General features: G+C 48.6%; 22 protein-coding genes. 6 read left to right on the top strand and 16 right to left on the bottom strand.

Annotation, left to right across the window (positions count from 1 at the left end):
* Window positions 1–391: 391 nt before the first annotated feature.
* Both recQ and WC593_00795 read right to left on the bottom strand, forming a co-directional pair.
* Window positions 392–2,185: a DNA helicase RecQ gene (gene recQ, locus WC593_00790; GenBank protein MFA4823672.1), complete on the bottom strand. Its 1,794-nt coding sequence runs from the start codon at window positions 2,183–2,185 to the stop codon at window positions 392–394.
* Between the two features lie 99 nt (window positions 2,186–2,284).
* A complete protein-coding gene (locus tag WC593_00795) occupies window positions 2,285–2,776 on the bottom strand; it encodes a hypothetical protein (GenBank protein MFA4823673.1) in 492 nt (163 codons plus the stop codon).
* Between the two features lie 178 nt (window positions 2,777–2,954).
* Here WC593_00795 and WC593_00800 point away from each other — a divergent pair, with 178 nt between their 5' ends.
* Window positions 2,955–3,707, top strand: a complete 753-nt coding sequence (locus WC593_00800) for a metallophosphoesterase (protein ID MFA4823674.1) — start codon at window positions 2,955–2,957, stop codon at window positions 3,705–3,707.
* 146 nt (window positions 3,708–3,853) lie between these two features.
* Window positions 3,854–4,048: an antitoxin VapB family protein gene (locus WC593_00805; GenBank protein MFA4823675.1), complete on the top strand. Its 195-nt coding sequence runs from the start codon at window positions 3,854–3,856 to the stop codon at window positions 4,046–4,048.
* 186 nt (window positions 4,049–4,234) lie between these two features.
* On the opposite strand, the gene WC593_00810 is transcribed toward WC593_00805, so the two are convergent.
* Genes WC593_00810 through larB form a run of 3 tightly spaced genes read right to left on the bottom strand, consistent with a single transcriptional unit; the run spans window position 4,235 to window position 6,880 of the window.
* Complete coding sequence (locus WC593_00810; protein ID MFA4823676.1) at window positions 4,235–5,536, bottom strand: hypothetical protein; 1,302 nt, start codon at window positions 5,534–5,536, stop codon at window positions 4,235–4,237.
* 49 nt (window positions 5,537–5,585) lie between these two features.
* Window positions 5,586–6,092 carry a nicotinamide-nucleotide adenylyltransferase gene (locus tag WC593_00815; GenBank protein MFA4823677.1) on the bottom strand — a complete coding sequence of 169 codons (507 nt, stop codon included), beginning with the start codon at window positions 6,090–6,092 and terminating at the stop codon, window positions 5,586–5,588.
* Window positions 6,089–6,880 carry a nickel pincer cofactor biosynthesis protein LarB gene (gene larB, locus WC593_00820; GenBank protein ID MFA4823678.1) on the bottom strand — a complete coding sequence of 264 codons (792 nt, stop codon included), beginning with the start codon at window positions 6,878–6,880 and terminating at the stop codon, window positions 6,089–6,091. The genes WC593_00815 and larB overlap by 4 nt, the downstream gene beginning before the upstream one ends.
* Before the next feature lie 51 nt (window positions 6,881–6,931).
* Here larB and WC593_00825 point away from each other — a divergent pair, with 51 nt between their 5' ends.
* The 4 genes from WC593_00825 to WC593_00840 are packed head-to-tail and all read left to right on the top strand — an operon-like array spanning window position 6,932 to window position 11,389.
* Window positions 6,932–7,252 (top strand): ABC transporter permease, encoded by a 321-nt coding sequence (locus WC593_00825; GenBank protein MFA4823679.1) that lies wholly within the window; start codon window positions 6,932–6,934, stop codon window positions 7,250–7,252.
* Between the two features lie 34 nt (window positions 7,253–7,286).
* The gene (hisS, locus tag WC593_00830; protein MFA4823680.1) at window positions 7,287–8,519 is read left to right on the top strand and encodes a histidine--tRNA ligase; all 1,233 of its coding nucleotides are present in this window, start codon (window positions 7,287–7,289) and stop codon (window positions 8,517–8,519) included.
* On the top strand, window positions 8,506–10,308 hold the full coding sequence (locus WC593_00835; protein ID MFA4823681.1) for a DNA topoisomerase VI subunit B: 1,803 nt from the start codon (window positions 8,506–8,508) through the stop codon (window positions 10,306–10,308). Before hisS ends, WC593_00835 begins: the two co-directional genes overlap by 14 nt.
* A complete protein-coding gene (locus WC593_00840) occupies window positions 10,301–11,389 on the top strand; it encodes a DNA topoisomerase IV subunit A (GenBank protein ID MFA4823682.1) in 1,089 nt (362 codons plus the stop codon). Before WC593_00835 ends, WC593_00840 begins: the two co-directional genes overlap by 8 nt.
* Window positions 11,390–11,405: 16 nt before the next feature.
* Here WC593_00840 and WC593_00845 read toward each other — a convergent pair whose 3' ends face one another.
* The 11 genes from WC593_00845 to WC593_00895 all read right to left on the bottom strand — a co-directional run bounded on the left by WC593_00845 (window position 11,406) and on the right by WC593_00895 (window position 22,125).
* Entirely contained in the window at window positions 11,406–12,329 is a 924-nt protein-coding gene (locus tag WC593_00845; GenBank protein ID MFA4823683.1) for a GDP-mannose 4,6-dehydratase, read from the bottom strand.
* Complete coding sequence (locus WC593_00850; protein MFA4823684.1) at window positions 12,326–13,030, bottom strand: nucleotidyltransferase family protein; 705 nt, start codon at window positions 13,028–13,030, stop codon at window positions 12,326–12,328. The genes WC593_00845 and WC593_00850 overlap by 4 nt, the downstream gene beginning before the upstream one ends.
* A 3-nt stretch (window positions 13,031–13,033) precedes the next feature.
* Window positions 13,034–14,023 carry an SDR family NAD(P)-dependent oxidoreductase gene (locus WC593_00855; GenBank protein MFA4823685.1) on the bottom strand — a complete coding sequence of 330 codons (990 nt, stop codon included), beginning with the start codon at window positions 14,021–14,023 and terminating at the stop codon, window positions 13,034–13,036.
* Complete coding sequence (locus WC593_00860) at window positions 14,020–15,114, bottom strand: glycosyltransferase family 4 protein (protein ID MFA4823686.1); 1,095 nt, start codon at window positions 15,112–15,114, stop codon at window positions 14,020–14,022. The genes WC593_00855 and WC593_00860 overlap by 4 nt, the downstream gene beginning before the upstream one ends.
* A gap of 129 nt (window positions 15,115–15,243) precedes the next feature.
* The gene (locus WC593_00865; protein MFA4823687.1) at window positions 15,244–16,683 is read right to left on the bottom strand and encodes an oligosaccharide flippase family protein; all 1,440 of its coding nucleotides are present in this window, start codon (window positions 16,681–16,683) and stop codon (window positions 15,244–15,246) included.
* Window positions 16,684–16,823: 140 nt separating this feature from the next.
* Window positions 16,824–17,663: a glycosyltransferase gene (locus WC593_00870; GenBank protein ID MFA4823688.1), complete on the bottom strand. Its 840-nt coding sequence runs from the start codon at window positions 17,661–17,663 to the stop codon at window positions 16,824–16,826.
* 17 nt (window positions 17,664–17,680) lie between these two features.
* On the bottom strand, window positions 17,681–18,643 hold the full coding sequence (locus tag WC593_00875; GenBank protein ID MFA4823689.1) for an SDR family oxidoreductase: 963 nt from the start codon (window positions 18,641–18,643) through the stop codon (window positions 17,681–17,683).
* Window positions 18,640–19,089 carry a dTDP-4-dehydrorhamnose 3,5-epimerase family protein gene (locus WC593_00880; GenBank protein MFA4823690.1) on the bottom strand — a complete coding sequence of 150 codons (450 nt, stop codon included), beginning with the start codon at window positions 19,087–19,089 and terminating at the stop codon, window positions 18,640–18,642. Before WC593_00880 ends, WC593_00875 begins: the two co-directional genes overlap by 4 nt.
* Window positions 19,090–19,091: 2 nt before the next feature.
* Window positions 19,092–20,156: a CDP-glucose 4,6-dehydratase gene (gene rfbG / locus WC593_00885; protein MFA4823691.1), complete on the bottom strand. Its 1,065-nt coding sequence runs from the start codon at window positions 20,154–20,156 to the stop codon at window positions 19,092–19,094.
* Window positions 20,150–20,932 carry a glucose-1-phosphate cytidylyltransferase gene (rfbF, locus tag WC593_00890; protein ID MFA4823692.1) on the bottom strand — a complete coding sequence of 261 codons (783 nt, stop codon included), beginning with the start codon at window positions 20,930–20,932 and terminating at the stop codon, window positions 20,150–20,152. Before rfbF ends, rfbG begins: the two co-directional genes overlap by 7 nt.
* Window positions 20,929–22,125: a glycosyltransferase family 4 protein gene (locus WC593_00895; GenBank protein MFA4823693.1), complete on the bottom strand. Its 1,197-nt coding sequence runs from the start codon at window positions 22,123–22,125 to the stop codon at window positions 20,929–20,931. Before WC593_00895 ends, rfbF begins: the two co-directional genes overlap by 4 nt.
* Between the last annotated feature and the right edge of the window lie 52 nt (window positions 22,126–22,177).

The following is a 22,177-nucleotide window of genomic DNA, read 5'->3' on the forward strand; positions in this document are numbered from 1 at the left end:
TAACTGGTGTACATCTTTACAGGTTGATACGCGTTGGCACATTACCCCGATTAGGATATATTAATGCATGAATAGAGTTTTTCGTATATTTAGTTTATCTGCTCTGGCGATGACCTTCTCAAGCCATGAAATACTGGCTGTTAAAAGATCTGATATATCGTTTGTTTTTACCTTGTTATGCATAAAAATCGATGATGAGTGCAACAATTAACGCCTTATGCTGTTGTTACATATCTGCTCTTTTCACTTCGATTGTCACCGCCCCCCTTCGCGAAAATGCCCCCTCATGATAAGCGCTAAAACCGGTTTGCGGTATTGCATGAGGATGGGCATGCAATTCCTGAGGAGGTACCGGTTGTTTTTCACATCTTGCCGGGCAAGGAAACAATTCTCACCCTTTCCTTATCTCTTCCATAAACTCCGGCCCGTACTTCTCCAGCTTGTATTCCCCGACTCCGGAAATAAGAGAAAAACTCTGCCGGTCACCCGGTCGGGCACAGGCCATTTCATGCAGACTCTTGTCCGGGAAGATGACATAGGGTGGGACCCCGTTCCGGTCTGCGATTACCTTCCTGAGGGATTTCAGGCGCAGGAAGAGTGCCGCATCTTCCGTACTCGCGCTCTCCCTGTTCATGGCTGGTGCATGCTTTGCCGTTTCGCGTTCGGGAACCGGGAGCATGACCTGCGCTCTTCCTTTGAGCAGTTCCTCGCTTTTTCCGGTACAGCAGATTACCGGGTACTTGTCGCCCGTCCGGTCCAGGTATCCCTGCCGGACCAGCTCGTTGATCCAGGTGCGGTACTGGGCCTTGCTGTACTTTTTCCCGGAGCCATAGACCGGCAGGCTGTCCAGGTGGTAATCCTGTATTTTTGTACTCTTTGAACCGCGAAGTACATCGGATATCAGTTCGATGCCGAACCGTGAGGGCAGCTGCTTCACGCAGGCAACAATCATCGTGGCCGGCCCTGTGCTGTCGATCATATCGGGCGGGTGATCGCAGTTGTCGCACGATGCGCAATTCGCCTCAGGGTAGTCCTCGCCAAAATAGTTGAGCAGGAATTTCCGCCGGCACGTGGTGGTTTCGCAATACTCCGTCATCTCCTGGAGTTTTTTGAGTGCCAGCCGGAGATTCCGCTCTCCAGCGGCATCGTCATGCTCCAGCATGGAACGGACCCGGGAGTAATCCCCCCGGCTGTAGAGAAGAATGCATTCGCTGTACAGGCCGTCGCGCCCTGCCCGTCCGGTCTCCTGGTAGTAGGATTCCACGGTCTTGGGGAGATCGTAGTGAATGACATACCGGACATCGGGTTTGTCGATGCCCATACCGAATGCTACGGTGGCGCAGACGATATTGATCGCATCGCGGATAAACGCGTCCTGGACCTTTTCCCGCACCGGTTTTGAGAGCCCTGCGTGGTAGGCCTGCGCCCTGAACCCGCGTTTCTGGAGATCGGACGCAATCTCCTCGGTCTCTTTCTTACTGAGGCAGTAGATGATCCCGGAATCATTCCGGTGCTGGCTTACGTAATTTGCCAGAAAGACCATCGGGTTTTTCTTTAAGATGATGCGGTACTGCAGATTTTTCCGGTTGAAACTGCCGATGAATTCCTTAGCCTGCGACAACCCGAGCTGATCGCGGATGTCCCTGCGCACTTCAGGAATTGCTGTTGCGGTTAGTGCCACGAGCGGCACTGCCGGAAAGACTTTTTTCAATTGGGCGAGCTGCCGGTATTCCGGCCGGAAGTTGTGGCCCCATTCCGAGATGCAGTGCGCTTCATCGATCGCGATCAGATGAACCGGAGAAGCCCTGAGGGAATCCAAAAAATTGGTCTGCATGCATTTTTCCGGTGAGATGAACAGGAGCCGCAGATTTCCCTCTTTTAAGTCGTTTTCGATACGGGTCCGATCGCGATACTCAAGCGAACTGTTGTAGGCCGCTGCCGGTATTCCCCGGGCATTGAGATCGTCAACCTGGTCCTTCATGAGCGAGATGAGGGGGGAGATGACCACCGTGAGACCGCCAAGGTACAGGGCCGGCAACTGGTAGCAGAGCGACTTTCCGCCACCGGTTGCCATGATCGCGAGCGTGTCATTGCCGTTAATAACAGATTCGATGATCTCCTTCTGGTGGGGCAGGAACTCATGGTATCCCCAGTATTTTTTCAGGAGTTCATCGGGTTTGATCATTGCAGGTACCTTAAAAGAATTACAGGGGAAATGAGTGGAACTTAGTTCGTCGGATCGATACAAGAATCCTTTCACGTAAAAAAAAAGAAGTGTGCTGCGTTACACGATTCCGAGTGCTTTTTTGTATCCCGTCAGCAGTCTCACAATAAATTTCCGGTGCTCACCCATGGCTTCCTCATCCTCCTGAGAAGCGATGAGCGCTGCTGCGTAAATGAGGACGAGTGCATTCTCCAGTTCAACTGTGCCGGGATCTTCAACCGCTTCCGGCGCGAGATTGATTGCAGTATAGATGCGTTCCCGCTCGTCGAACCGCAATGACATATCCGCCGTGACCTGCGAATTGTCCAGGTCCTGCGCATTGGCAAGCACGATCATGAGTGCTTTTTTTAATGCTGCATATATTCCGCTATCGGCAGGTTTTTTCCCCTGTTCCAGCAACCCGATGGCATGCGTGCATTCCTTTGCCGCGTTGGCATACAGGCCGAACCGGAATGCAAGGAATGCAGATGCGATCTCATGGGCAGTCGTATCGGGAATATCATCGATCCCGTCTCTTATTCGCAGGATATAGTCATTGAGAAATTTCTCCATAAGATCAGTGCGCTCCCCTCAGGTTTTATGGAATTGGTATTGACGATTCCATAAGTAATTTTAAGAATCACTCTGACATGAACATATCTTTATGATCCGCTCGTATCCGGATCGATTCGCAGAACCCGGACCATCAGAGGATTATTAGGGCAAGCAGCGCCAACATAGAGGAACCGGTATGGGTGCAGTAATATTTTCTGATGTGCATGCCGATGCAGGAGCGATTGCCGCACTATCTGCATGTATACGCACCCCGTCTTTTTTGGAAACCTTTGGCCCGGTAGACCGGCTCATTAATCTCGGGGACATCCTTCATCGTGGGGGTCACCCGGCAGAAGCTCTTGAAACGATCCATTCCCTTGCGAATAAGTACCCCCTCATCTCCGTCATGGGAAATCACGATCACGCATACCTCAACGGACTGATGGTCAGCGGGAGTGATGCAGCGAGCTTGTACCGCCACGAACAGTTGCGGGATTCACCCCTGCTTTCCCTGTTTGAACGGATGCCTATGGAATGGTCGGACAATGGCATGCTCTTTGTTCATGGAGGGCCGATGGACCTCGGCACCCAGACACTCCGGCTCAAATGCTGGCAGCGTCTTTCCCACAAAGCCGGAGATTCATTTACCGGGTATCACTATACTGCAGAAATGGCATTTGAAGCCCTGCAGTTGCGGGGATTGACGCACATGTGTTGCGGGCACCAGCATACGCATGTCTGCTGCCGAAAAACTCCGCAAGGCATCGTGCAGTACCCGATTGAGTTTTTGCCACTTTTCCAGAAAAAAAACATGCATAATCTGCAGCTTGAAGTGGCAAGGATACCTCTGGATTTACCCACCATCAACAGGGTGGGCAGCTGCTATGGAAGCGAACCGGAATTTGCCTATACCGATCACTCCACCTTTTCCTACATCCGCATTGTCTGATAACAAGTTTTCATCCTGCTTTTTTCACGGTAACTCTGGGTGAAGGTGCCGGAACTCGCCGATTTGCAGCTGCTTTGCGCATTACATATAAAGTCAGACACGTTTTATCAGAAATGTTTATATGGCGTAACCACAAAGTGGTTATTATGCCTCGTGCAGGCGAGGGACGTTCGATCCGCATCGATCCCGAGGTGTATGAGGCGCTTCTCGTATTGAAACGAGGAAATATGACGTTCTCTGACGTCATTGCCCAGATGCTCAATGACTGCTATGGATGGTCGGAAAATTATCCGGCAAACCAGAGTGATCTCACAGACTTCGTAGAGATCAATGCGCGCTGACATTAGTGCAGGCAGATCAACGATGGATTTGTCCACACCTCTGGAACCCGTGTCGGATAAAATAAAAAAACCACGAAGACTTCACGGCAGATAAGCTCAGACGGCTTATCGAACCAGTCGATGAAATGTTTGCGGATCGGGATGAAAAATAAGAATGAAACCTGATGACGGGAATTGTCCGGTCTGTTACCCCCTCTCCGGCACATTCGTGTCAGCCTGAAATTGCACGTTTCCCCCAACAATACCCTCAATCTTTTCTCTGATCTCTTCTGTCACTGCCGGGATCTTTCCGGTGGTTTTGGCTTTCCACTGCACGAGTTCACTCTGGAGCTGCCGTTCTTTTTCGAGCATACTTTTGAGCTGCGTTTTTTCCCGCATCAGTGAATTGCTCCGTACTACCATCGGGTGCGTAGACAGCAACGTCTCTGCGTTCCTGCATGCTTCATCGCAGGCAGCAAGTTCAGTGCAAAGCTTTGACATCGTGGTGCAGAATGCATCCGTATCGGAAAATATTTCGCGCTCCTCCCGGTTTTTTAAGGGAATTTCTCCCGCCGCGATCATCCGCTGTGCAACAGGACCGGCTGCGGCAAGTGCGGTGTTCATGCGAACGGGATCCGGCAGATCATGATTGGAGAGTATCTCGATGGCATGCCTGATGGAGGATATGTCTCCGGTCTGATGCTGCTGTCGTGCTGCAACCTTTTCCGCTTTCCTGAATACGTGGGAAGCGGTCATGGAGCGTGCGGCATAGTTCCGGGTAATCTCATCGCGGGTCTTCTCTTTCTCCGCAAGTGCAGATCTGCATTCGTGAATCGCACGATTTCCATCAGCATCCGCTGCAAGCCCGGTCTCTTCGCGCTCGATTGCCCCGATCCGGGTGGTGATCTCATCGATGCGTGCAGATATCCGCCGCTCTTTCTCACGGGAGCGTTCCATATCCTCCTCCATATCCATCACGGATCGGTGCAGGGCATTGACCGCGTCAATCGCTGCTTTCTCCTTCTGGTATGTGGCGAGCGCGGCGGTCAGGACATTCATCTCCTTTCCCATCCCGTCGATCGCCATCTTGACTGCTTTCATCTCCTCAGGAAAGACTGCCTGCAGGTATCGTCCCTGCCCTCGGTTACTGTTGATGCAGGATTTCAGGCATTCTACGGCATCGGTATAGAACTCTTCAATCTCATCAGAAAGGGGTTTTGCAAGGGCGGCATTCATCGCTTTTACATACAGGGGAAGGGAATTTTTCGCAACGGCTTTGAGTTTGGGGTGGAGTGCCGGATCCTGTTCGGAGCCGGAAATGCTGTTGACAATATGTTGCAGTTGCGCTGCGGAATTCCTGATATTCTGCATCGGGGACTTACCCGCTCCTTCAAGTGCCATCCGTGCGTTCTTCTCCCGCTCTGCAGACCACGCGGGGATAGTACTAAGGGTAATAACTAAGGGATCTGGTTTTTTAGGATTCAGGATATTTTTTAGGAAATCGTACATTCATTTCACCTGTACCGGTTCCTTATCTGCGATGTGTGCCGGCATGACCCTAATCATCGCGGGCGATCTGGCAGAGTCGTTCAGCACCATCAATCTCCTTGATGACCTGGACGACTGCGGGAGGCAGGAGCATCTTCCACGGTTTACCGTTGAGTATACGTTCACGGATTTTTGTACCACTGAGCGTGTCGCGCTCGTACATTGCCGGTGACTGGACTTTTATCCCAGCTTCTGTAAAGAGCCGGACAACCAGCGGATTTGATGAGTAGCAGAGATCGAACGGCGGTGCCATCGACTGGACATGCGCTACCCAGAGCGAGTTGCGCTTGATGTCCTCGATCGGGATCACGTAATAGGGGCAGCCCAGTGACGCAAGCGCCCGGGTGATCATAAGCACGCGTTCACCCGCGGTAAACGGGTTGTCTACCTGGTGCGAGAGTTGTGCGCTTCCGATACCGATGATGAGTTCGTCCACTTCCTCTGCAATATGTTCGAGCACTTCGTGATGCCCGTTGTGATACGGCTGAAACCGCCCGATATACAATCCCCGTTTCATGGTTGTCCCCCGGGAGCTCCCGCGCCCAGATTTGCTATCCGCCCCGCAAATGCCCCAGCTGTGAAACCGGCATCGATATTGACGACCGAAATTACCGAACAGGACTGGAGCATGCTCGCAAGCGCGGCTCTTCCTTCACCCATATACCCGTATCCAACGCTGACCGGGACGCCGATGACCGGTTTGTCAACCAGCCCGGCAACGATGGAAGGAAGTGTCCCTTCGCGCCCGGCACAGACAATGAACACATGCGCATCCAGCAGCGGTTTCAGGGCCGGGAAGAGCCGGTGGATGCCTGCCGCACCGACATCATATGCCGTACGAACCGTACAGCCCATCTCCTCTGCAATGCACTTTGCTTCCTCTGCAACCCGGATATCGGATGTTCCCGCAGTAATGATCGCAACGATTCCACCCGTGGGTTTTGGAGATTTTCCTGATGACAGGACGAGTATGTGACCGGTCTGGCGGTATTCCGTGGCAATGTTCCTGCTTTTTGCAAAGGACTGGATATGTGTAACCTGTTCGGGGCTCACGCGCGTGATCACGCAGCGCCCGGTTGTTTCTGCATGCCGCACCGCAATCTCCGAGAGGTGCGTGGTATCCTTTCCCTCCGCGAGGACTACTTCCGGCATTCCGCACCGGACGCCCCTTCCCAGATCGATACAGGCAAACTCCCCCACATGTTCGAGACGGAGCCCTTCAATCACCCGGGCGGCCTCATCAAGGGTGCACTCCCCGTTCTTGTAGCGCGAGAGAATGTCCTGCACAGACTGGTTTGGTTGCATGGTTTTGACAATACAGATATGGAACGGCGTATAATAAGTTAGTTCATAGATATGTCCTATCTCATCTATGTCGCCATGTTCGGCACCGCTGCGGTTCTCTTTCTCTGGCTGCGGGATGCACGGATCTTTTTCAGGACGGGTCTGCCCGGCTACCGTAAGGCGGCGTACCATGGTGTGGGGTATGGGGCCCTTGCAACGCTTGGCGGGGCTTTTACCCTCACGATGCCCAATTTTGAATTACTGGGTCTTGGAATGATCCTTGCTGCCATGTACCTGCAGGGGCGAATTGTGCGGGAGAAAGTATGGGGAAACGAAGATACCTTCACCCGGTTCCTTGGCAGCGTACCAAGACACAAGGCGAATAAGAAATAACGATGCAAACAAAAACAGGATAAGGATTTTTACCATGCTCCAGAAACCGAGAGGAACGCGGGATTTTTTACCGGATGAGATGGAGGCGCGGCGCGCTGTCGAAGGGAAGTTGCGCGAGGTTGCGCGCTGCTATGGATACCGGGAAGTCTGCACTCCCGAGTTTGAGGATCTCGAACTTTTTACTGCGCGATCCGGGGAAGGTATCATCGATGAGATGTATGTCTTTGAGGACAAGGGCGGCAGGAAGCTTGCCCTTCGCCCGGAGATTACTGCCGCGGTGATCCGGATGTACATCAATGAGGCAAAGGTCGCGCCCAAACCGTTGCGCTGGTGTTATTTTGCCGACTGTTTCCGGTACGAGCGCCCGCAGAAGGGCCGGTACCGCCAGTTCTGGCAGTTCGGGGTCGAGCTGATCGGTGCGGATACGGCAGCGGCGGATGCGGAAACGATCATGCTGGCGTCCGATATGCTGAACGCAACCGGAGTCACGTATGAGCTGAAAGTCGGACACCTATCGTTCATGAAAAATCTTGTGAAGGATCTCGAACCGGCCATGCAGCGGAAAGTGCGGGCACACCTTGACAAGAAGGATTTCGACGGGCTGAATGCCACGCTCGAATCCTTGGACAGGACGGATCTTGCAGCCTCACTTACGGCTCTTATTGGCACCCGTGATCTTGCCGAAGCATTCGAGATTGCCGGTGAGATCCCGGAGAAAGAACGGTTTGAGAAGACCATGAGATCACTCGATGCATCCGGTGTTAAATACAGCCTGAACTTTGGCATTGCGCGGGGTCTCGATTATTATACCGGCATGGTCTTTGAGGGATTTGCCCAGAACCTCGGCGCTGAGAACCAGATCCTGGGCGGGGGAACCTACCGGCTAGCCCATCTCTTTGGGGGTGACGATGTTGCTTCCTGCGGGTTTGCCATCGGGTTTGACCGGGTGATGGTCTCGCTGGGGGACATCAAGCCAGCGATAGTTCCTGTTGTAGGACTTGTCTGCACGAGCGAAGGGCGCACCCGTGCGCTTGAAGTTGCACGGGCATTACGCAACGCGGGCATCCGCACGGAAATAGATCTTATGGAGCGTGGACTCGGAGCTCAGCTCGCCCACGCATCAAAAACCGCGAATTTTGCTATCGTGATCGGCCAGCGCGAGGCGGAGTCCGGGCAGGTTACGTTAAAAAATCTGACCACTGCCGAGCAGAAAACGGTCGATCTTGCAGCAGCCGTTGCTGAGGTGAGAGCGTTTGGTCCTCGCTGACGAACTCGCCAAGCAGCAGCGCAGCATCAGTGTCGCGGAATTTTTCGAGAAGAACAAACACCTGCTGGGATTCGATTCCCCCACCCGCGGGGTCATCACCACCATAAAAGAGGCGGTGGACAATGCACTGGATGCCTGTGAGGAAGCACAGGTGCTTCCGGATATTTTTATCAGCATCAAAAAAGTCTCCAGCGATATTTTCCGGATCATTGTTGAGGACAATGGCCCGGGAATCGTTCCGGCACAGGTGCCGTATGTATTTGGAAAACTGCTCTACGGATCGCGGTTCCACCAGATCCGGCAGACGCGCGGGCAACAGGGTATCGGGATCTCTGCCGCCGTTCTTTATGCGCAGCTGACCAGCGGTGTCCCGACTGTCGTGATCTCGCGCACCGGCCATAAGGAGCCGGCCTGGAAATTCGAGATCCAGATCAAGATCGAGACCAATGAACCTGACATCATCTCCCAGCAGCCGATCGACTGGGATCGGATTCACGGCACCCGGGTGCAGATCGAGTTCAAGAGCACGATGTCGGCAAAGAAGAAGCTGCTCGAATACCTCAAGTACACTTCAGTGGTGAATCCCCATGCGAGATTCCGGGTGGAGCTGGACGATGAAGCGTTCACGTTCGAGCGGGTGAGCCAGGAGATCATCGCGTGCCCCATTGCCGTCAAGCCTCATCCCCATGGGATCGAGTTCGGGCAACTGAAACGGATGGCCGTGGCAAGCAACGAGAAACTTGCCGATTTCCTGATGGAACATTTCAGCCGGGTGGGGAAAAAGACGGCGCAGGAGATGTGCGATAAATCCGGCCTGAAGGCTACGGCAAAGGTATCGGGCCTTTCTGCAGATCAGCTCAAGGCGCTCCTTGCTGCCATGCAGGACGTCCCGGTACCCCCCCCGCTCACCGTCCAGTGCCTTTCACCCATTGGGGAGGAACTGATACGGCGCGGGCTCGACAAGGAGTTCCAGATGGACTTTGTCGGGGCACGCACCCGGCCGGCTTCCGTTTTCTCCGGCCACTCGTTTGTGGTCGAAGCAGCGATCGGGTACGGGGGAAAGCTTCCTTCCGAGGGAAATGCGATCATCCTCCGCTTTGCCAACCGTGTCCCGCTGATGTACCAGCAGGGTGCATGTGCCATCACCCAGAGCGTTGCGAATGTGAACTGGAAACACTATAACCTTTCCCAGCAGGGACTGCCGATGGGCCCGGTTCTGATCCTTGTCCATGTTGCCTCCACAAATGTTCCCTTTACCAGCGAGAGTAAGGACGCAATTGCGAGTATTCCGGAGATTGAAAAGGAGATCGTGCTCGCCCTGCAGGACCTGGGACGGGATCTCAAGCTATTTGTCTCCCGCCGCGACAAGAACAAGGTGGCCGAGGACCGGGCGCGGGCCGTATGTGCAATTATTCCGGAGATTGCTGCAAAAGTGAGCGAGATCGTTGAAAAACCGCTCGTTGATACCACGCCCATCGAAGGAAAACTGATGCGCAAGCTGATCGTGAAGAAGGGGACCCTCGATGGCAGGATCACGATCGAGCTGAACAATTACACCGCACACGACGTGGATGTGTCTGTCTATGATATCTCGCAGGACAATGCGGCCGATGCCGAGCCCAAGGCAGCATTCGTGAGCGAGATGGACGGGCAGTTCACGAAGGTCTGGAAGCTGGTGATACCGTCACAGATGGTTACGCGTGTTGTCTATACCGGGAAAGGCGGGGGCCTGCTCGACATCCGGGGCATTGACGATAATAAGAAGATGGTGGTGGATCTCGATGTCTAAAGAGGAACTGGAAAGGAAATCGATGGCGGCCCTGCTCCGGATCGCGAGTGCATGGTACGACCAGATGAAGGCCGGCGATATCCCCTCCATCTCACTGCCCACGCGGACGAAATACAATATCGAATACGATGATGCGAGCGAGGTCTGGAAATACGGCGACAAGGAGAGCATGCGCACCGCTGCTTCGGCCAAGAGCGCGACGCATCTGCTGAAAATGGCGTACGTCATCGGGTTCATCAAACAGCAGCTGAAAGAGAACCGGTCGTCAACACTCAGGGAGATGTATTACATCTCGGAGGGATGGAAGCGGGCGAAGTTCGGTGCGCAGGAGGAGAGCAATTTCCTCATCGAGGATCTCGAGATCATTTCAGAAGTCCCGCGCGAGGGGTTCCATCTCCATCCTGAAGAGAATGGCGCATCGATTTACGGGCCGATGCGGATACGGGAGGAGACGCGACGGGGCATGCGGGCCATCCACTGCCAGGACGATGTGGGCCAGGCCGGGTACACGATCCCCAACAATGTCGAGAACATAGAGTTCGTGGATCATGATGCGAAGTTTGTGATTGCTCTCGAAACGGGTGGTATGTATGACCGGCTGATCGAGAACGGGTTTGACGAGGAGCACAATGCAATTCTTGTGCACCTGAAAGGCCAGCCGGCGCGTTCGACCCGGCGCATGCTCAACAAGATCAGTACGACATGGAATCTTCCCGTGATGGTTTTTACTGATGGCGACCCGTGGTCGTACCGTATCTTTGCCTCCGTTGCTTACGGTTCGATCAAGAGTGCGCACATGTCCGAGCTGCTGGCAACGCCCAAGGCGCAGTTTCTGGGGTTGCAGCCGAGCGATATCCGGGATTATAATTTACCGTCCGATAAGTTGTCGGATAAGGATGTTGAGGCATTGCATGCGGAGCTGACCGATCCCCGGTTTGCAACCGAGTACTGGAAAAAGCAGATCAACCTGCAGATCAGCCTGGGGCTGAAGTCGGAACAACAGGCATTTGCGGCGCGGGGGCTGGACTTTGTGACGAAGACGTATCTGCCGGCAAGGTTGACTGAGATGGGGATCATCTGATCCCTTTTTTTTTAAATCACTTTTTTCTTGCAACTGCAAGCATGTCGCGGAGTGTCTCTTTCAGGGAAATCTCCGGTTTCCAACCGGTCAGACTGGTTATCTTCGTATTGTCACTCTGTTGTGAGGGAATGAGAATCTCGGGTGGGGTATCCGGTAACTTCACGGGATAATGAGCTCCGGTGACCTCTTCAATCACGGAAATTATTTCTGAGATGCGGTAAGAATTTCCTGATCCGAGATTGAATGCTTTCTTTGAACAATCAAGAGTAAAGTCAGGCCGGGATACGAGCGCCCAGTATCCCCTCACCACATCGCGGACATCAATGAGGTCCCTCGCCGAGACGATCTCCCGAAGTTCAAGCGCAGATCTTTTCCGTTGTTCAATCTCTATAACCTGGTTTACAATCCTCCCGCAGACAAATGATTCGGACTGCTGGGGTCCTGCGAGATTGAAGGGACGGGCAACCGCAATATTGGCATCGCCATTGTCATAATTCAGTGAGATGTTCTCCTGCGCCACTTTGCTTGTTCCATAATCGCTCACGGGATGCAAAGCGGCAGTCTCCGCGATCGGTAAATCCCCGGCATACCCGTAAACTGCTGATGAACTGATTACAAGGATACAGCAATCCGGATTTGCGTTCAGGCTCGAATCCAGAAGGTTTTTTGTTCCAATAACATTGGTCGTGTACAAGGCATCGGGTGTTCCATGGGTCAGCCCGGCAAGGTGGATAACCGTGTCGGGACGGATCTTTGCTATGCTCTTCTCGAGGGTCTTGCGATCCAGCAGATCGGCAACAACAAACGAGTCCGGCTTTTTACACTCTTTTTGGACTGGATGGTGAACCAACCCGACAGGACTGGCACCTCCCATCGGTGCGAGAAATTCCATCATTCGCAGGCCGGTAAAACCGGAAGCACCGGTAACGAGTACTTTCATGGAAGGAATTTGTCTTTGTAGCGCTCGAATTCCTCAATGGAGCGGGCATAATCATCCGGCCTGCCGATATCGAGCCAGTAGCCATTATGGGGGTAACTGAAGACCGGCGCTTTTGTCTCCATCAGAGCATACATCAATTGATCGAATCCGAATGGTTCCCCCTTAGGGACATAGTCAAGGATCTTCTTTGAGAAGACATAGACCCCCATGCTGACATCGAAATGGTAGGTCGGTTTTTCGCGGAAGGCAACAATGCGGTTTTCTTCATTCTTCTCGAGCACGCCAAAATCGATATGGGTGTCACGCTGGTAGGTAGCAATAGTCGCGATGGCCTTCTTCTTCTTGTGCCAGTCGATGAGAGCCTTGTAGTCGATATCGGTGAGGATATCCCCGTTCATGACAAGGAACGTGTCATCAAGATTTTTCATAAGCCTCAACGGGCCAATTGTGCCAAGAGGTTCATCCTCATGTGAATAGGAAATTTTCAGGCCCAGGGTTTTGTTGCTGTCAATGAACGCATGGATCAGTTCATGGAGATACCCGGTAGAGATAATGACTTTATCAAAGCCGGCATGTTTCAACTGCCGGAGTATAACTTCAAGAATTGCATAGTCCCCGATAGGCATCAGCGGTTTGGGCAGGACTGTGGTGTACGGCATCAGCCGCCGCCCTTTTCCCCCGGCTAAAATGATTGCCTGCATGGTTTACACCGTATAGGATCCCGGCTTATAGGAAGCGATATGTTCTTTCATCCAGTCAATGGTCAGTGAGAGTCCCTCCTCAAGGGTATAAGCAGGTTTCCAGCCGGCCAGTTCCTTTGCGCACCGATTGTCACAGAGGAGTTCCAAGACCTCGCTCTTCTCCGGCCTTACCCGTTTGTCCTCGCAGATGATCCGTGCCTCCGGGTTCACTTGGCTGATGATGATATCGGCAAGTTCGCCGATAGTGACGCCACGGCCGGAACCCGTGTTGACGGTCATCCCGATGGTCTTTTTGCTCTCTGCAAATTTGATGAATCCCTGAACGGTGTCAGCGACATAAGTCAGATCCCGAATCGGCGTAAGTGATCCAAGTTTGATGGAATTAGACGTGAGGGCCTGGGTAATAATTGTCGGGATAACCGCACGGGTGGACTGGCGGGGTCCAAACGTATTGAACGGGCGGATAGTAGTGACCGGTAGACCGAATGAGCAGTAGAATGATTCTGCAATTTTGTCTGCACCGATTTTACTTGCCGAGTACGGTGACTGCCCCTGAAGAGGGTGCTTTTCATCAATGGGTGTGTATTGTGCAGTGCCGTATACTTCACTTGTTGAGGTGTGCACCACGCGTTCTACACCTGCATCATGGCAAGCCTGCATAATATTGAGGGTACCTTTGATATTCGTGTTGATGTAGGACTCCGGTGCTACGTAGGAATACGGGATCCCGATGAGTGCGGCAAGATGGAATACATAATCTTTTTCAGAGACCGCTTTTTTCACAAACAGGGAATCTGTAACATCACCGGCTATTACGTTAAGGTTGGGGGTTTCATCATTATACTGCCCTTCGAGCATGCCCCAGTTATTCCTGGCATTGTAATGCACGAACGCGGTGACATCCGCTCCTTTATTGAGTAACTCATCGACAAGGTGACTGCCGATAAAACCTCCGGCACCGGTCACCAGCACCCGTTTGTCCTTCCATTTCATGGTTTGTCCTGTCTATATGTTTCGATGAGTGCCTGATAATCTTTCTCTGCCTGTGCCATCAGGGTATTCCATTGACCATGTTTGAGAATTACTTCGCGTGCAGCAGATCCCATACGCGAGCAGAGGGCGGGATCTGAAGCAAGGGTGAGAATTGCCTGTGCAACCTGTTCCGGCGCTTCTGGTTGGATGAGCAACCCTGTTTTTTTATCTGTCACCCATTCCGGGGTTCCCCCAACCTTTGTGGCGATGCAGGGCAGACCACTCGCCATAGCCTCAAGGATGGAAACAGGAGTACCATCTGATATTGAAGTGGTAATGAAGATATGTGCATGCCGGTAGTCATTTGGAACCTCGGAATAGGATGTTTTTTTACTGAACCTGATTACTTCAGATAATCCCAATGATGCAACAAGATCCCGGATTGACTGTTCCAGCGGACCATCGCCTTTGAGAGTAAGCCGGAGCGCCGGATTTTTCCCGTATGCAACTGCGAATCCACGGACAAGGGTATCGTTATCATAGACGGGGAAAAACCCCCGATTGGAGAAGATCTCAATTATCTGATTATCCCGTTTTCTGGCTTCTGCGGGTGGGGAGAATATATCGGTATCGATACCAAAAGGGAGATAATGGACCTTTGTTCTGGCAATGGCAAAATCATTCGTGATATGATCCCCGAGATCATGGGAGACGGCATAAACGAGATCTACTGAATCCAGCACTTTTTTTGTATAGTAATGGATGAGCGGGTTCTTTTTTGGAAGGATAAGGATGTCGTCCCCCCATGCTGATACAACTGAAGGACGAATTTTTAATCCAATGAGATGGAATCCATACTTTGCGATGAACTGTGCGTGGATGAGATCCGGTTTGATTTTTTGTACAAGTTTTTTTATCGTGAAATGTCGGGGAATATAGGAAAGGTAGAGGTTTTTCCAGCGCGAGGTGATTACATGTTCATTGACCCCCGGTATATCCCGGCCCATCGGGTTATACGTAATGAGATGGACTTCGTGTCCCCTTTGGACAAAATATTCCGCCCAACGCTGGATATGGATACTGCGTCCGTCAGAGATGAAGCAGAGGATCAGGGTATGTCAACTCCCGGTAGATGTAAAAGTGTATTCGATAGTATCTGTTGTATACATGGAATTTTAAGTTCTTTCATAATTAGTCTGTCATAGGAACATAGTATTATCAGTCTTTTTTGGAAGATTTTTTTATTTTGGTATCCATGTAATTTTCAGGATTCTGTATGCATCATCACGTATCTGTTTATTAACTTTTAGAAGCACGAGAAAATAAATTGCTGCACCGGCAAAGACCATTAAGATAGTCTTGAGTGCGCTCTGGTTCAGGAGCACCCCCCCCAGAATGAGTAGGGAGATGGTCATGATAACAGTAGCAAGGACAATATGCCTGATCGGTGTTATTTCAAGTGTGATGGGGATTATCCGGGCAAGGTATATCCGGGCAATAAAAAAACTGATAATTACATTGACAAATGCTCCAATTGCAGCGCCAGCAATACCGATATGAGGTATAAGCAGAATGCAGAGAATTATATTTGCAGATATTCCAACAATGATTCCTACAACCGCCTGTTTTGCATGATCGGTTGCCATCAGAAAATTTGTGTAAAGGTTCAGAATCGACTGAATCACTCTCATGGCAATAATAATGACAAGCGCCGTTGCACCCGTGGCAAAGGAAGAACCATACAGGTAGTATAACAAGTTGTACCCGAGAAGGATACCCCCGGTGAGAATAGGTAGTGCAAAGATGAGGGAATAGGTTGTTGCACGGGAGAGTGAGATAGCAATGGCATTCATATCCTCCTGCGCATTCCACCTGCTTACCTTTACGTAGAGGGTATTGACAAGTGCCGTGCTGATGAACAAGGCAAAAAATGAAAATGTTAAGCACACTCCGAAGATACCTACATCGGAAACGGACAGGAAATACGCAATGAGTATGAGACTGATGTTATCGAAAAGGATAGTACCTGCACTGATGAGAACTGCCCAGCTTGAAAAGGAAAGCAGACTTTTGACATGTGCCCACATGAATTTTTTAAAGTGGTAATCAATGAATTTTAATTGGATTATTAATTCTATCAGGATGCCAACGACAAGACCTCCAATTAACCCATATACCTGATACCCGAGAAAAACTGAAATAACCTGAATTACGATTCGGGCAATGTTGTTTATCAGGGTTGTAGATGCTGCAAGTCCCAATCTATTACTGGCGCCAATTGCCATTGCAAAAGATGTTTGAAGTGTGGCGATACCAACAACAATAATTAACACCCAGAATAATCCAGTCTGGTTGAGATCAACAAACCGCTCCCGGAAAAAAATTAACCCTGCTGTCAGGAGTAAATAAATTCCAAGACGAATCACGAGACTGGCAGTAAAAAAACTATCCGGGTCTTTTCCTTCGCAGATGCGTTGTGTGCCTGCAGTTCCTATTCCAAAATCAGCAATGAAACCCAAAATACTAAAAAATGAAAGAAACAGGAAATATGCACCAAGAACACCCGCTCCAACCCAATGAGCATAAAAAATTGTGGCAATAAACCCAATAATCGTGATACCCATGGATGATATCAGGTACATAGTACCATGCCGCTGAATTTCACTATGGATTTCGCTCATGGTCAGGTAACTCGTTTGCTTTTCTTATGTAATATTTCATAAATAAGACAATTAATGCCTTCCTCTTCAAAATCCATCCAATTTGTCTTTTTTTTATCGATATGGATTTTTCTCTCTCACAAAAATGGAAAACATGATATCTAACAGAATATTTTGAAGAATGCCTTACAGAAATAGGGTATGGAATTGAGAGGGTGGCCGGATTGCCAAACCCGTATACCTGCGTGAAATACTATCATCATCTTCCTTTTTTGATAGGATAGTTTTTCTTCAAGATGTGGAGAATCATTGTGCCTGAAATACTTCATTACTACTTTTTCTTCAGCAAGCATTTGTCTTTTAACATTACCACTGGCGTTTTTACCGTGTACCGTATACTCCCCGAGTACCTCCGGTATAAATCCCCATTTGATGTTATTTTTTGAAAGACGGAGCCATAGTTCATAATCTTCTGCTGCTACTATCTCGGGATCTTCAGAAAACACACCATTTCTGTCGAAAGATTGCTTTTTTATCATAACCGCAGATGTTGCAATTTCTGAGTTTCCATTATACAGGAGTGTTTTATAAAAATTCTGATGGGATGGTGCGGGAATTAATTTTTTTTGTAAGATGCCATCTTTTCGGATCCAGAGTCCGTGACAGACTGCATCAGCGCCTTGTTTGAAGTTCTTGAGGCATATTGATAATTTTGATGAATACCATAAATCATCAGAATCCAAAAATGCGATAATATCTGATTTTGCCAGATGAATTCCGTAATTTCTTGATGCGGCGATTATTCCCTTATTTGATAATAAGACATGTTTGATTCTCGTATCGTTGATTGATTCAATAATATCCTTTGTGTTATCCTCCGAATAATTATCTACAATAATTGCTTCCCAATCCTGGAATGTCTGGTTAATCACGGATTGTAATGCCATCTGTAACAAATCTGCCTGATTATACGTTGGTATAATTATCGATACGACCGGCATAGGACTATTCATCTCAATCAGTGAACCGAAAAATGTTTTTGGCAGAATATAAGGGTATTATCAATTTCCTGTTCCAGATTCCCTTCTGGATAATATCCCGTTGACTTCAACTTCTCGATTAAATATTTTAATGGCACAGAATTCTCATTTGACGAGGGTTCCGGCCGCACTATTGGCGGTGTGAAATTAAACATTAATTTACAGCGTTCCTGAATTTTTGTTGCAAGATGGATGATGGATATCGATTTATCCCCCCCCAAATTAAAAATCCCATCTCCAAGTGCGTCATCCTGCAATTGGATCATATGAGAAACCGCCCGTGCCACATCATGGAGTGTGATAAAATCTCTTTCTTGTAATCCTGATGTTTTGAGTCGCATCTCTCTGGTTGTTATAGCCTGGCGGCAGAGATCATTTCCAATAAGTGACCATCTGTCAACTTTGGAATTGATAGGAGCACCAATACTATTGGAAAGTCTCAGAACAATACACTGTAATTTTTCCTGCCTGGTCGCTGCGAGGACAAAATCTTCCGCAGTACGATGCGATATTGCATAGGGATGAACCGGACGCGGAATTGTGGTTTCAGATATTGTACCTTCCAGGGGTGAGCGATAGATATGTGCCGTTGAGAAATAGATGAATCGTGTCACTCCGGCAGTTTCCGCTGATTTCACGAGTTTTTGTGTTCCAAGACCGTTGATGAGAAGAGCTTTTTCTGGATTTATTAAGGAATCTATCTCGTTCAATGCAGCAAAGTGGACGATTATATCAATATCTTCACAGGCATTTTTTATATCCTCATTATCAAGGATATCCAGTTTGATACAGTGATCTTCGGGAAGCCATTTTGGTAATTCTGCTGTTGCAGGATTCCTTGACGTGACAAAAATTTCAAAATCCGGATCCTTTGCCAGCCATTCGGCTACTCTCCCTCCAACGTATCCCAGGCCCCCGGTAAGGAGAATTGATTGTGTCATTTATTTTGGAGCTCCCATCTGTAGGGAATACCGGGGTCATCGGAATTCTTACGTTCAATTTCATCGGGGTCATGAGGAATCGTTGAACAATTTGCTATAATTGAAGGGGTGGTTCCCACTCCTTTAAAGCCATTCCAGACAAGTGGGGGAATCTGAACAAGACAATAATTCTCCGGTCCAAGGAAAATTTCCTGCAGTTCTCCACGGGTCTTACTGGAATTGCGATCATCATAGAGAACAAGTTTGATAGTGCCGAATGGGACTGCATAATTCAGGGTCATTTTCTTATGGATGTGCCATCCTTTGATCACCCCCGGGTATACGCATGAGAAATAGATCTCACCAAAACTGATGAATTCCGGGTCATCATTTCGTATCATATGCATAATTTTACCCCGTTCGTCAAGGATCTGCCGAAGAGGTTTAACCAAAACACCTTCAATCATCGTCAACTCTCCATATATTCAACAATCTGTTGCCTGGTAACAGATTCCGCGCTTTTTCCTGTTTTTACGGATTTATACCAGTTTGCGGTCTGCTCGACCGTTTTTTCAAAACCCCATCTGGGATACCAGCCGAGATGGTGATGTGCCTTATCGCAATTCAGATGAAGAAGACCTGCTTCCGGTGGATCATTGTCTTTTTTGGTGATTTTAATTTCCCCTGCACCCCAAACCGAAATCAGTTCTTTTGCAACATCCTGTACCGTATGCATTTCCCGGCTTTCAGGGCCAAAATTATAGGATCCACTGTACTGCTTGGGGTTGTCATACATACGTGAAGCAAGGAGAAGATAGCCGGACAATGGTTCCAGTACGTGTTGCCAGGGTCTGGTGGCATAAGGATTTCTTAATTCAATCGGTTTGTTATTTTGGAGGGCTCTGATGCAATCAGGTACAATCCGATCATTGGACCAGTCTCCACCCCCGATTACGTTTCCTGCCCTGACACTTGCAGCTCCGAATTGTGACCTGTCGTTGAAAAAGGAGTCCTGATATGCAGAGTATACGATTTCGGCAGCTGCTTTTGAAGCACTGTAAGGATCTTTTCCGCCCAGTTCATCATTCTCCCGATATCCCCAGCACCATTCTTTATTTTTATAACATTTATCGGAGGTTATTGTGATCAGGACTTTTACAGAAGGGGTAAACCGGACGGTTTCAAGAATATTGACTGTTCCTCCGATATTCGTATCGAAAGTGAGTTTCGGCTCATTATAGGATTTTCGTACAAGCGGTTGGGCTGCGAGATGAAAAACAAACTCCGGTTGAATTTTTTTTATGAAGTCGCTGATCTGGGCAAACTCTCGAATATCCCCATCCTTATGATGAATCAGTTTTTCGAGTCCTAGTGCAGCGTAATGATCATAGTCTCTCTCAGGATGCAGGGCAAATCCATAAACCTCTGCACCAAGGTAATGGAGCCAATATGCCAGCCATGAACCTTTGAAACCGGTATCTCCGGTAATCAGTATTTTTTTTTTCTTAAAGATCTCGAAAACGGAATTCACCATATCACCCAGGGAGCTTTCTTTTGTTCGTAGAGTTGATTGAGGAGCTGGTATTCCCGTGAAGTATCCATTGGTTGCCAGAACCCGTCATGCTTAAAGACCATCATCTCGCCATCTGCAACAAGGTTCCGGAGAGGTTCTTGTTCAAAAATATTGTCTTCTCTGTCGTCAAGGTAATTGAATATCTCATTACGGCAGACAAAAAACCCTCCTGATATTCTTCCTCCGGTTGTCTGGGGCTTCTCATTAAACTCCGTAACAAGTCCATGATCATTGCATTGGAGTTCTCCGAATCGTCCCGGGGGTCTTACCCCGGTAACTGTGAGGATTTTCCCATGCGAATTATGGAAGTCGAGCAACTTATTAATGTCAATATTGCCGACCCCGTCCCCATAGGTCAGCATAAAATTTTCCTCCCCTTTGAAGTATTTCATAACGCGTTTTATTCTTGCACCCGTCATTGCGTTCTGTCCGGTTTCAGCAAGTGTAACCTTCCAGTTTTCTGCTATCTGTTTGTTGTGATATTCAATGGGGGCCTTCCCACTCATATCAATGGTAAAATCCATTGTGTGGGAACGGTAATTCGCAAAATAATCCCGTATAATGTCGCCCTTATACCCCAGGCATAAAACAAAATTATCATGTCCCCACGATGCATAATACTTCATAATATGCCAGAGAATGGGATATTCTCCGATAGGGATCATTGGTTTAGGGATATTTTCAGCCACATCACGAATCCGGGTTCCATATCCTCCACATAAAATTCCTACTTTCATAATGGCATCTCCTCAATAAGATGTTTGTATAATTCGTTGTAATGTTCTATTGCAATTTTTTCCGTGAATTCATTATCAAATCTCATTTTTGCATTTTTTCCAAGGGTTATCCTAAGATCTTTACTGCCAACTATTTTTTTTATTGCATCCATTAAACCTGGTATGTCTTTAGGTTTAACAAGAATACCTGATTTCATATGTTCTATCTGTTCCGGGATGCCCGAAAAGTTGCTGGCAATTATCGGTTTGCAAAGACTCATTGATTCAAGAATGATATTGGGAAAATCTTCATTCTTCACTGATGGAAGGATGATAAAATCTGACGCATTCATCAGGTTAAATATCTGCATTTCATAGGGAATGAAAAGAACATTATTTTCTAATTCCTGTTCCTTTACAAAATGTTTCAATCTTTTTTCATCTTTTCCGGTTCCTTCGATTATGCAAAAAGGCATTTCTTTCGTGCCGTACGTATCTTTGAATAGTTTCAATGCCTGGAACAGGTACATCTGACCTTTGCGTTCATCAAGAATCGCGATTACAGAAAAAAAGAGACGGTTTTTTGGGATACCCAATCTCTGAATAACCTGTTCGCGGGTTTCAGTAACCACACGACCGGTAATACCATTGTGAATACATGAAATCTTAGATTGAGGCACTCCGAGATTTTTATGTAATTTGTGCCCGGCATACTGCGACCCGGTCACAAATACTGCCACTCGTTTTATAACAACCCGATCCAATAAATAATCCAGCCATCGTTCGGGAGATTGATACCCTTGGGCGATATTGTTTACAACAAATATAATCCTCTGGACGCCACATAGTTTTGCAGCAAAAACCATAGCGATTGCTGAATATGACCCGGGATATCCTCCATTATTCACATGAAGGATATCAATTTTGGTTTTTTGTAACATTTTCCTCAATTTGATAATATTTACAAAAAGGAAAATATACTTGATTAGCAGGAGGTTGATGAGAATTTTTAATGGTTTGTGACAGATTTTCCAACGGATTGAATCTGCCAGATTATACAAATCAAAGTGATCGTAGATATGAACCGGGATTTTTTCAATAGATGTAAAAATCCTTTTATTCATCCCATTTTCGTATTCGGGTGTATATCTATAGATAAATGATACATTATACGACTCCAGGAATTCTTTACTATTGAAAAAATTTGCAAGCATATTTTCACAGCCTGCAAAAAACGGGCAATCAGAATAAAAAAGAATCGATGGT

The organism is Methanoregula sp. (genome assembly GCA_041645435.1).
Taxonomy (GTDB): domain Archaea; phylum Halobacteriota; class Methanomicrobia; order Methanomicrobiales; family Methanospirillaceae; genus Methanoregula.

Bases quoted from the DNA above. Each gene is read 5' to 3' on its own strand.
- WC593_00805 (MFA4823675.1), top strand. From the start codon at position 3,854: ATGCCTCGTGCAGGCGAGGGACGTTCGATCCGCATCGATCCCGAGGTG.
- WC593_00875 (MFA4823689.1), bottom strand. From the start codon at position 18,643: ATGACACAATCAATTCTCCTTACCGGGGGCCTGGGATACGTTGGAGGG.
- WC593_00865 (MFA4823687.1), bottom strand. From the start codon at position 16,683: ATGAGCGAAATCCATAGTGAAATTCAGCGGCATGGTACTATGTACCTG.
- WC593_00855 (MFA4823685.1), bottom strand. From the start codon at position 14,023: ATGAAATGGAAGGACAAACGGGTGCTGGTGACCGGTGCCGGAGGTTTT.
- WC593_00845 (MFA4823683.1), bottom strand. From the start codon at position 12,329: ATGAAAGTACTCGTTACCGGTGCTTCCGGTTTTACCGGCCTGCGAATG.
- larB (MFA4823678.1), bottom strand. From the start codon at position 6,880: ATGCAACCAAACCAGTCTGTGCAGGACATTCTCTCGCGCTACAAGAAC.
- WC593_00840 (MFA4823682.1), top strand. From the start codon at position 10,301: ATGTCTAAAGAGGAACTGGAAAGGAAATCGATGGCGGCCCTGCTCCGG.
- WC593_00795 (MFA4823673.1), bottom strand. From the start codon at position 2,776: ATGGAGAAATTTCTCAATGACTATATCCTGCGAATAAGAGACGGGATC.
- rfbG (MFA4823691.1), bottom strand. From the start codon at position 20,156: ATGGTGAATTCCGTTTTCGAGATCTTTAAGAAAAAAAAAATACTGATT.
- WC593_00895 (MFA4823693.1), bottom strand. From the start codon at position 22,125: ATGCTTGCAAATTTTTTCAATAGTAAAGAATTCCTGGAGTCGTATAAT.
- WC593_00815 (MFA4823677.1), bottom strand. From the start codon at position 6,092: ATGAAACGGGGATTGTATATCGGGCGGTTTCAGCCGTATCACAACGGG.
- WC593_00880 (MFA4823690.1), bottom strand. From the start codon at position 19,089: ATGATTGAAGGTGTTTTGGTTAAACCTCTTCGGCAGATCCTTGACGAA.
- WC593_00800 (MFA4823674.1), top strand. From the start codon at position 2,955: ATGGGTGCAGTAATATTTTCTGATGTGCATGCCGATGCAGGAGCGATT.
- WC593_00825 (MFA4823679.1), top strand. From the start codon at position 6,932: ATGTCCTATCTCATCTATGTCGCCATGTTCGGCACCGCTGCGGTTCTC.
- WC593_00810 (MFA4823676.1), bottom strand. From the start codon at position 5,536: ATGTACGATTTCCTAAAAAATATCCTGAATCCTAAAAAACCAGATCCC.
- hisS (MFA4823680.1), top strand. From the start codon at position 7,287: ATGCTCCAGAAACCGAGAGGAACGCGGGATTTTTTACCGGATGAGATG.
- recQ (MFA4823672.1), bottom strand. From the start codon at position 2,185: ATGATCAAACCCGATGAACTCCTGAAAAAATACTGGGGATACCATGAG.
- WC593_00850 (MFA4823684.1), bottom strand. From the start codon at position 13,030: ATGCAGGCAATCATTTTAGCCGGGGGAAAAGGGCGGCGGCTGATGCCG.
- rfbF (MFA4823692.1), bottom strand. From the start codon at position 20,932: ATGAAAGTAGGAATTTTATGTGGAGGATATGGAACCCGGATTCGTGAT.
- WC593_00870 (MFA4823688.1), bottom strand. From the start codon at position 17,663: ATGCCGGTCGTATCGATAATTATACCAACGTATAATCAGGCAGATTTG.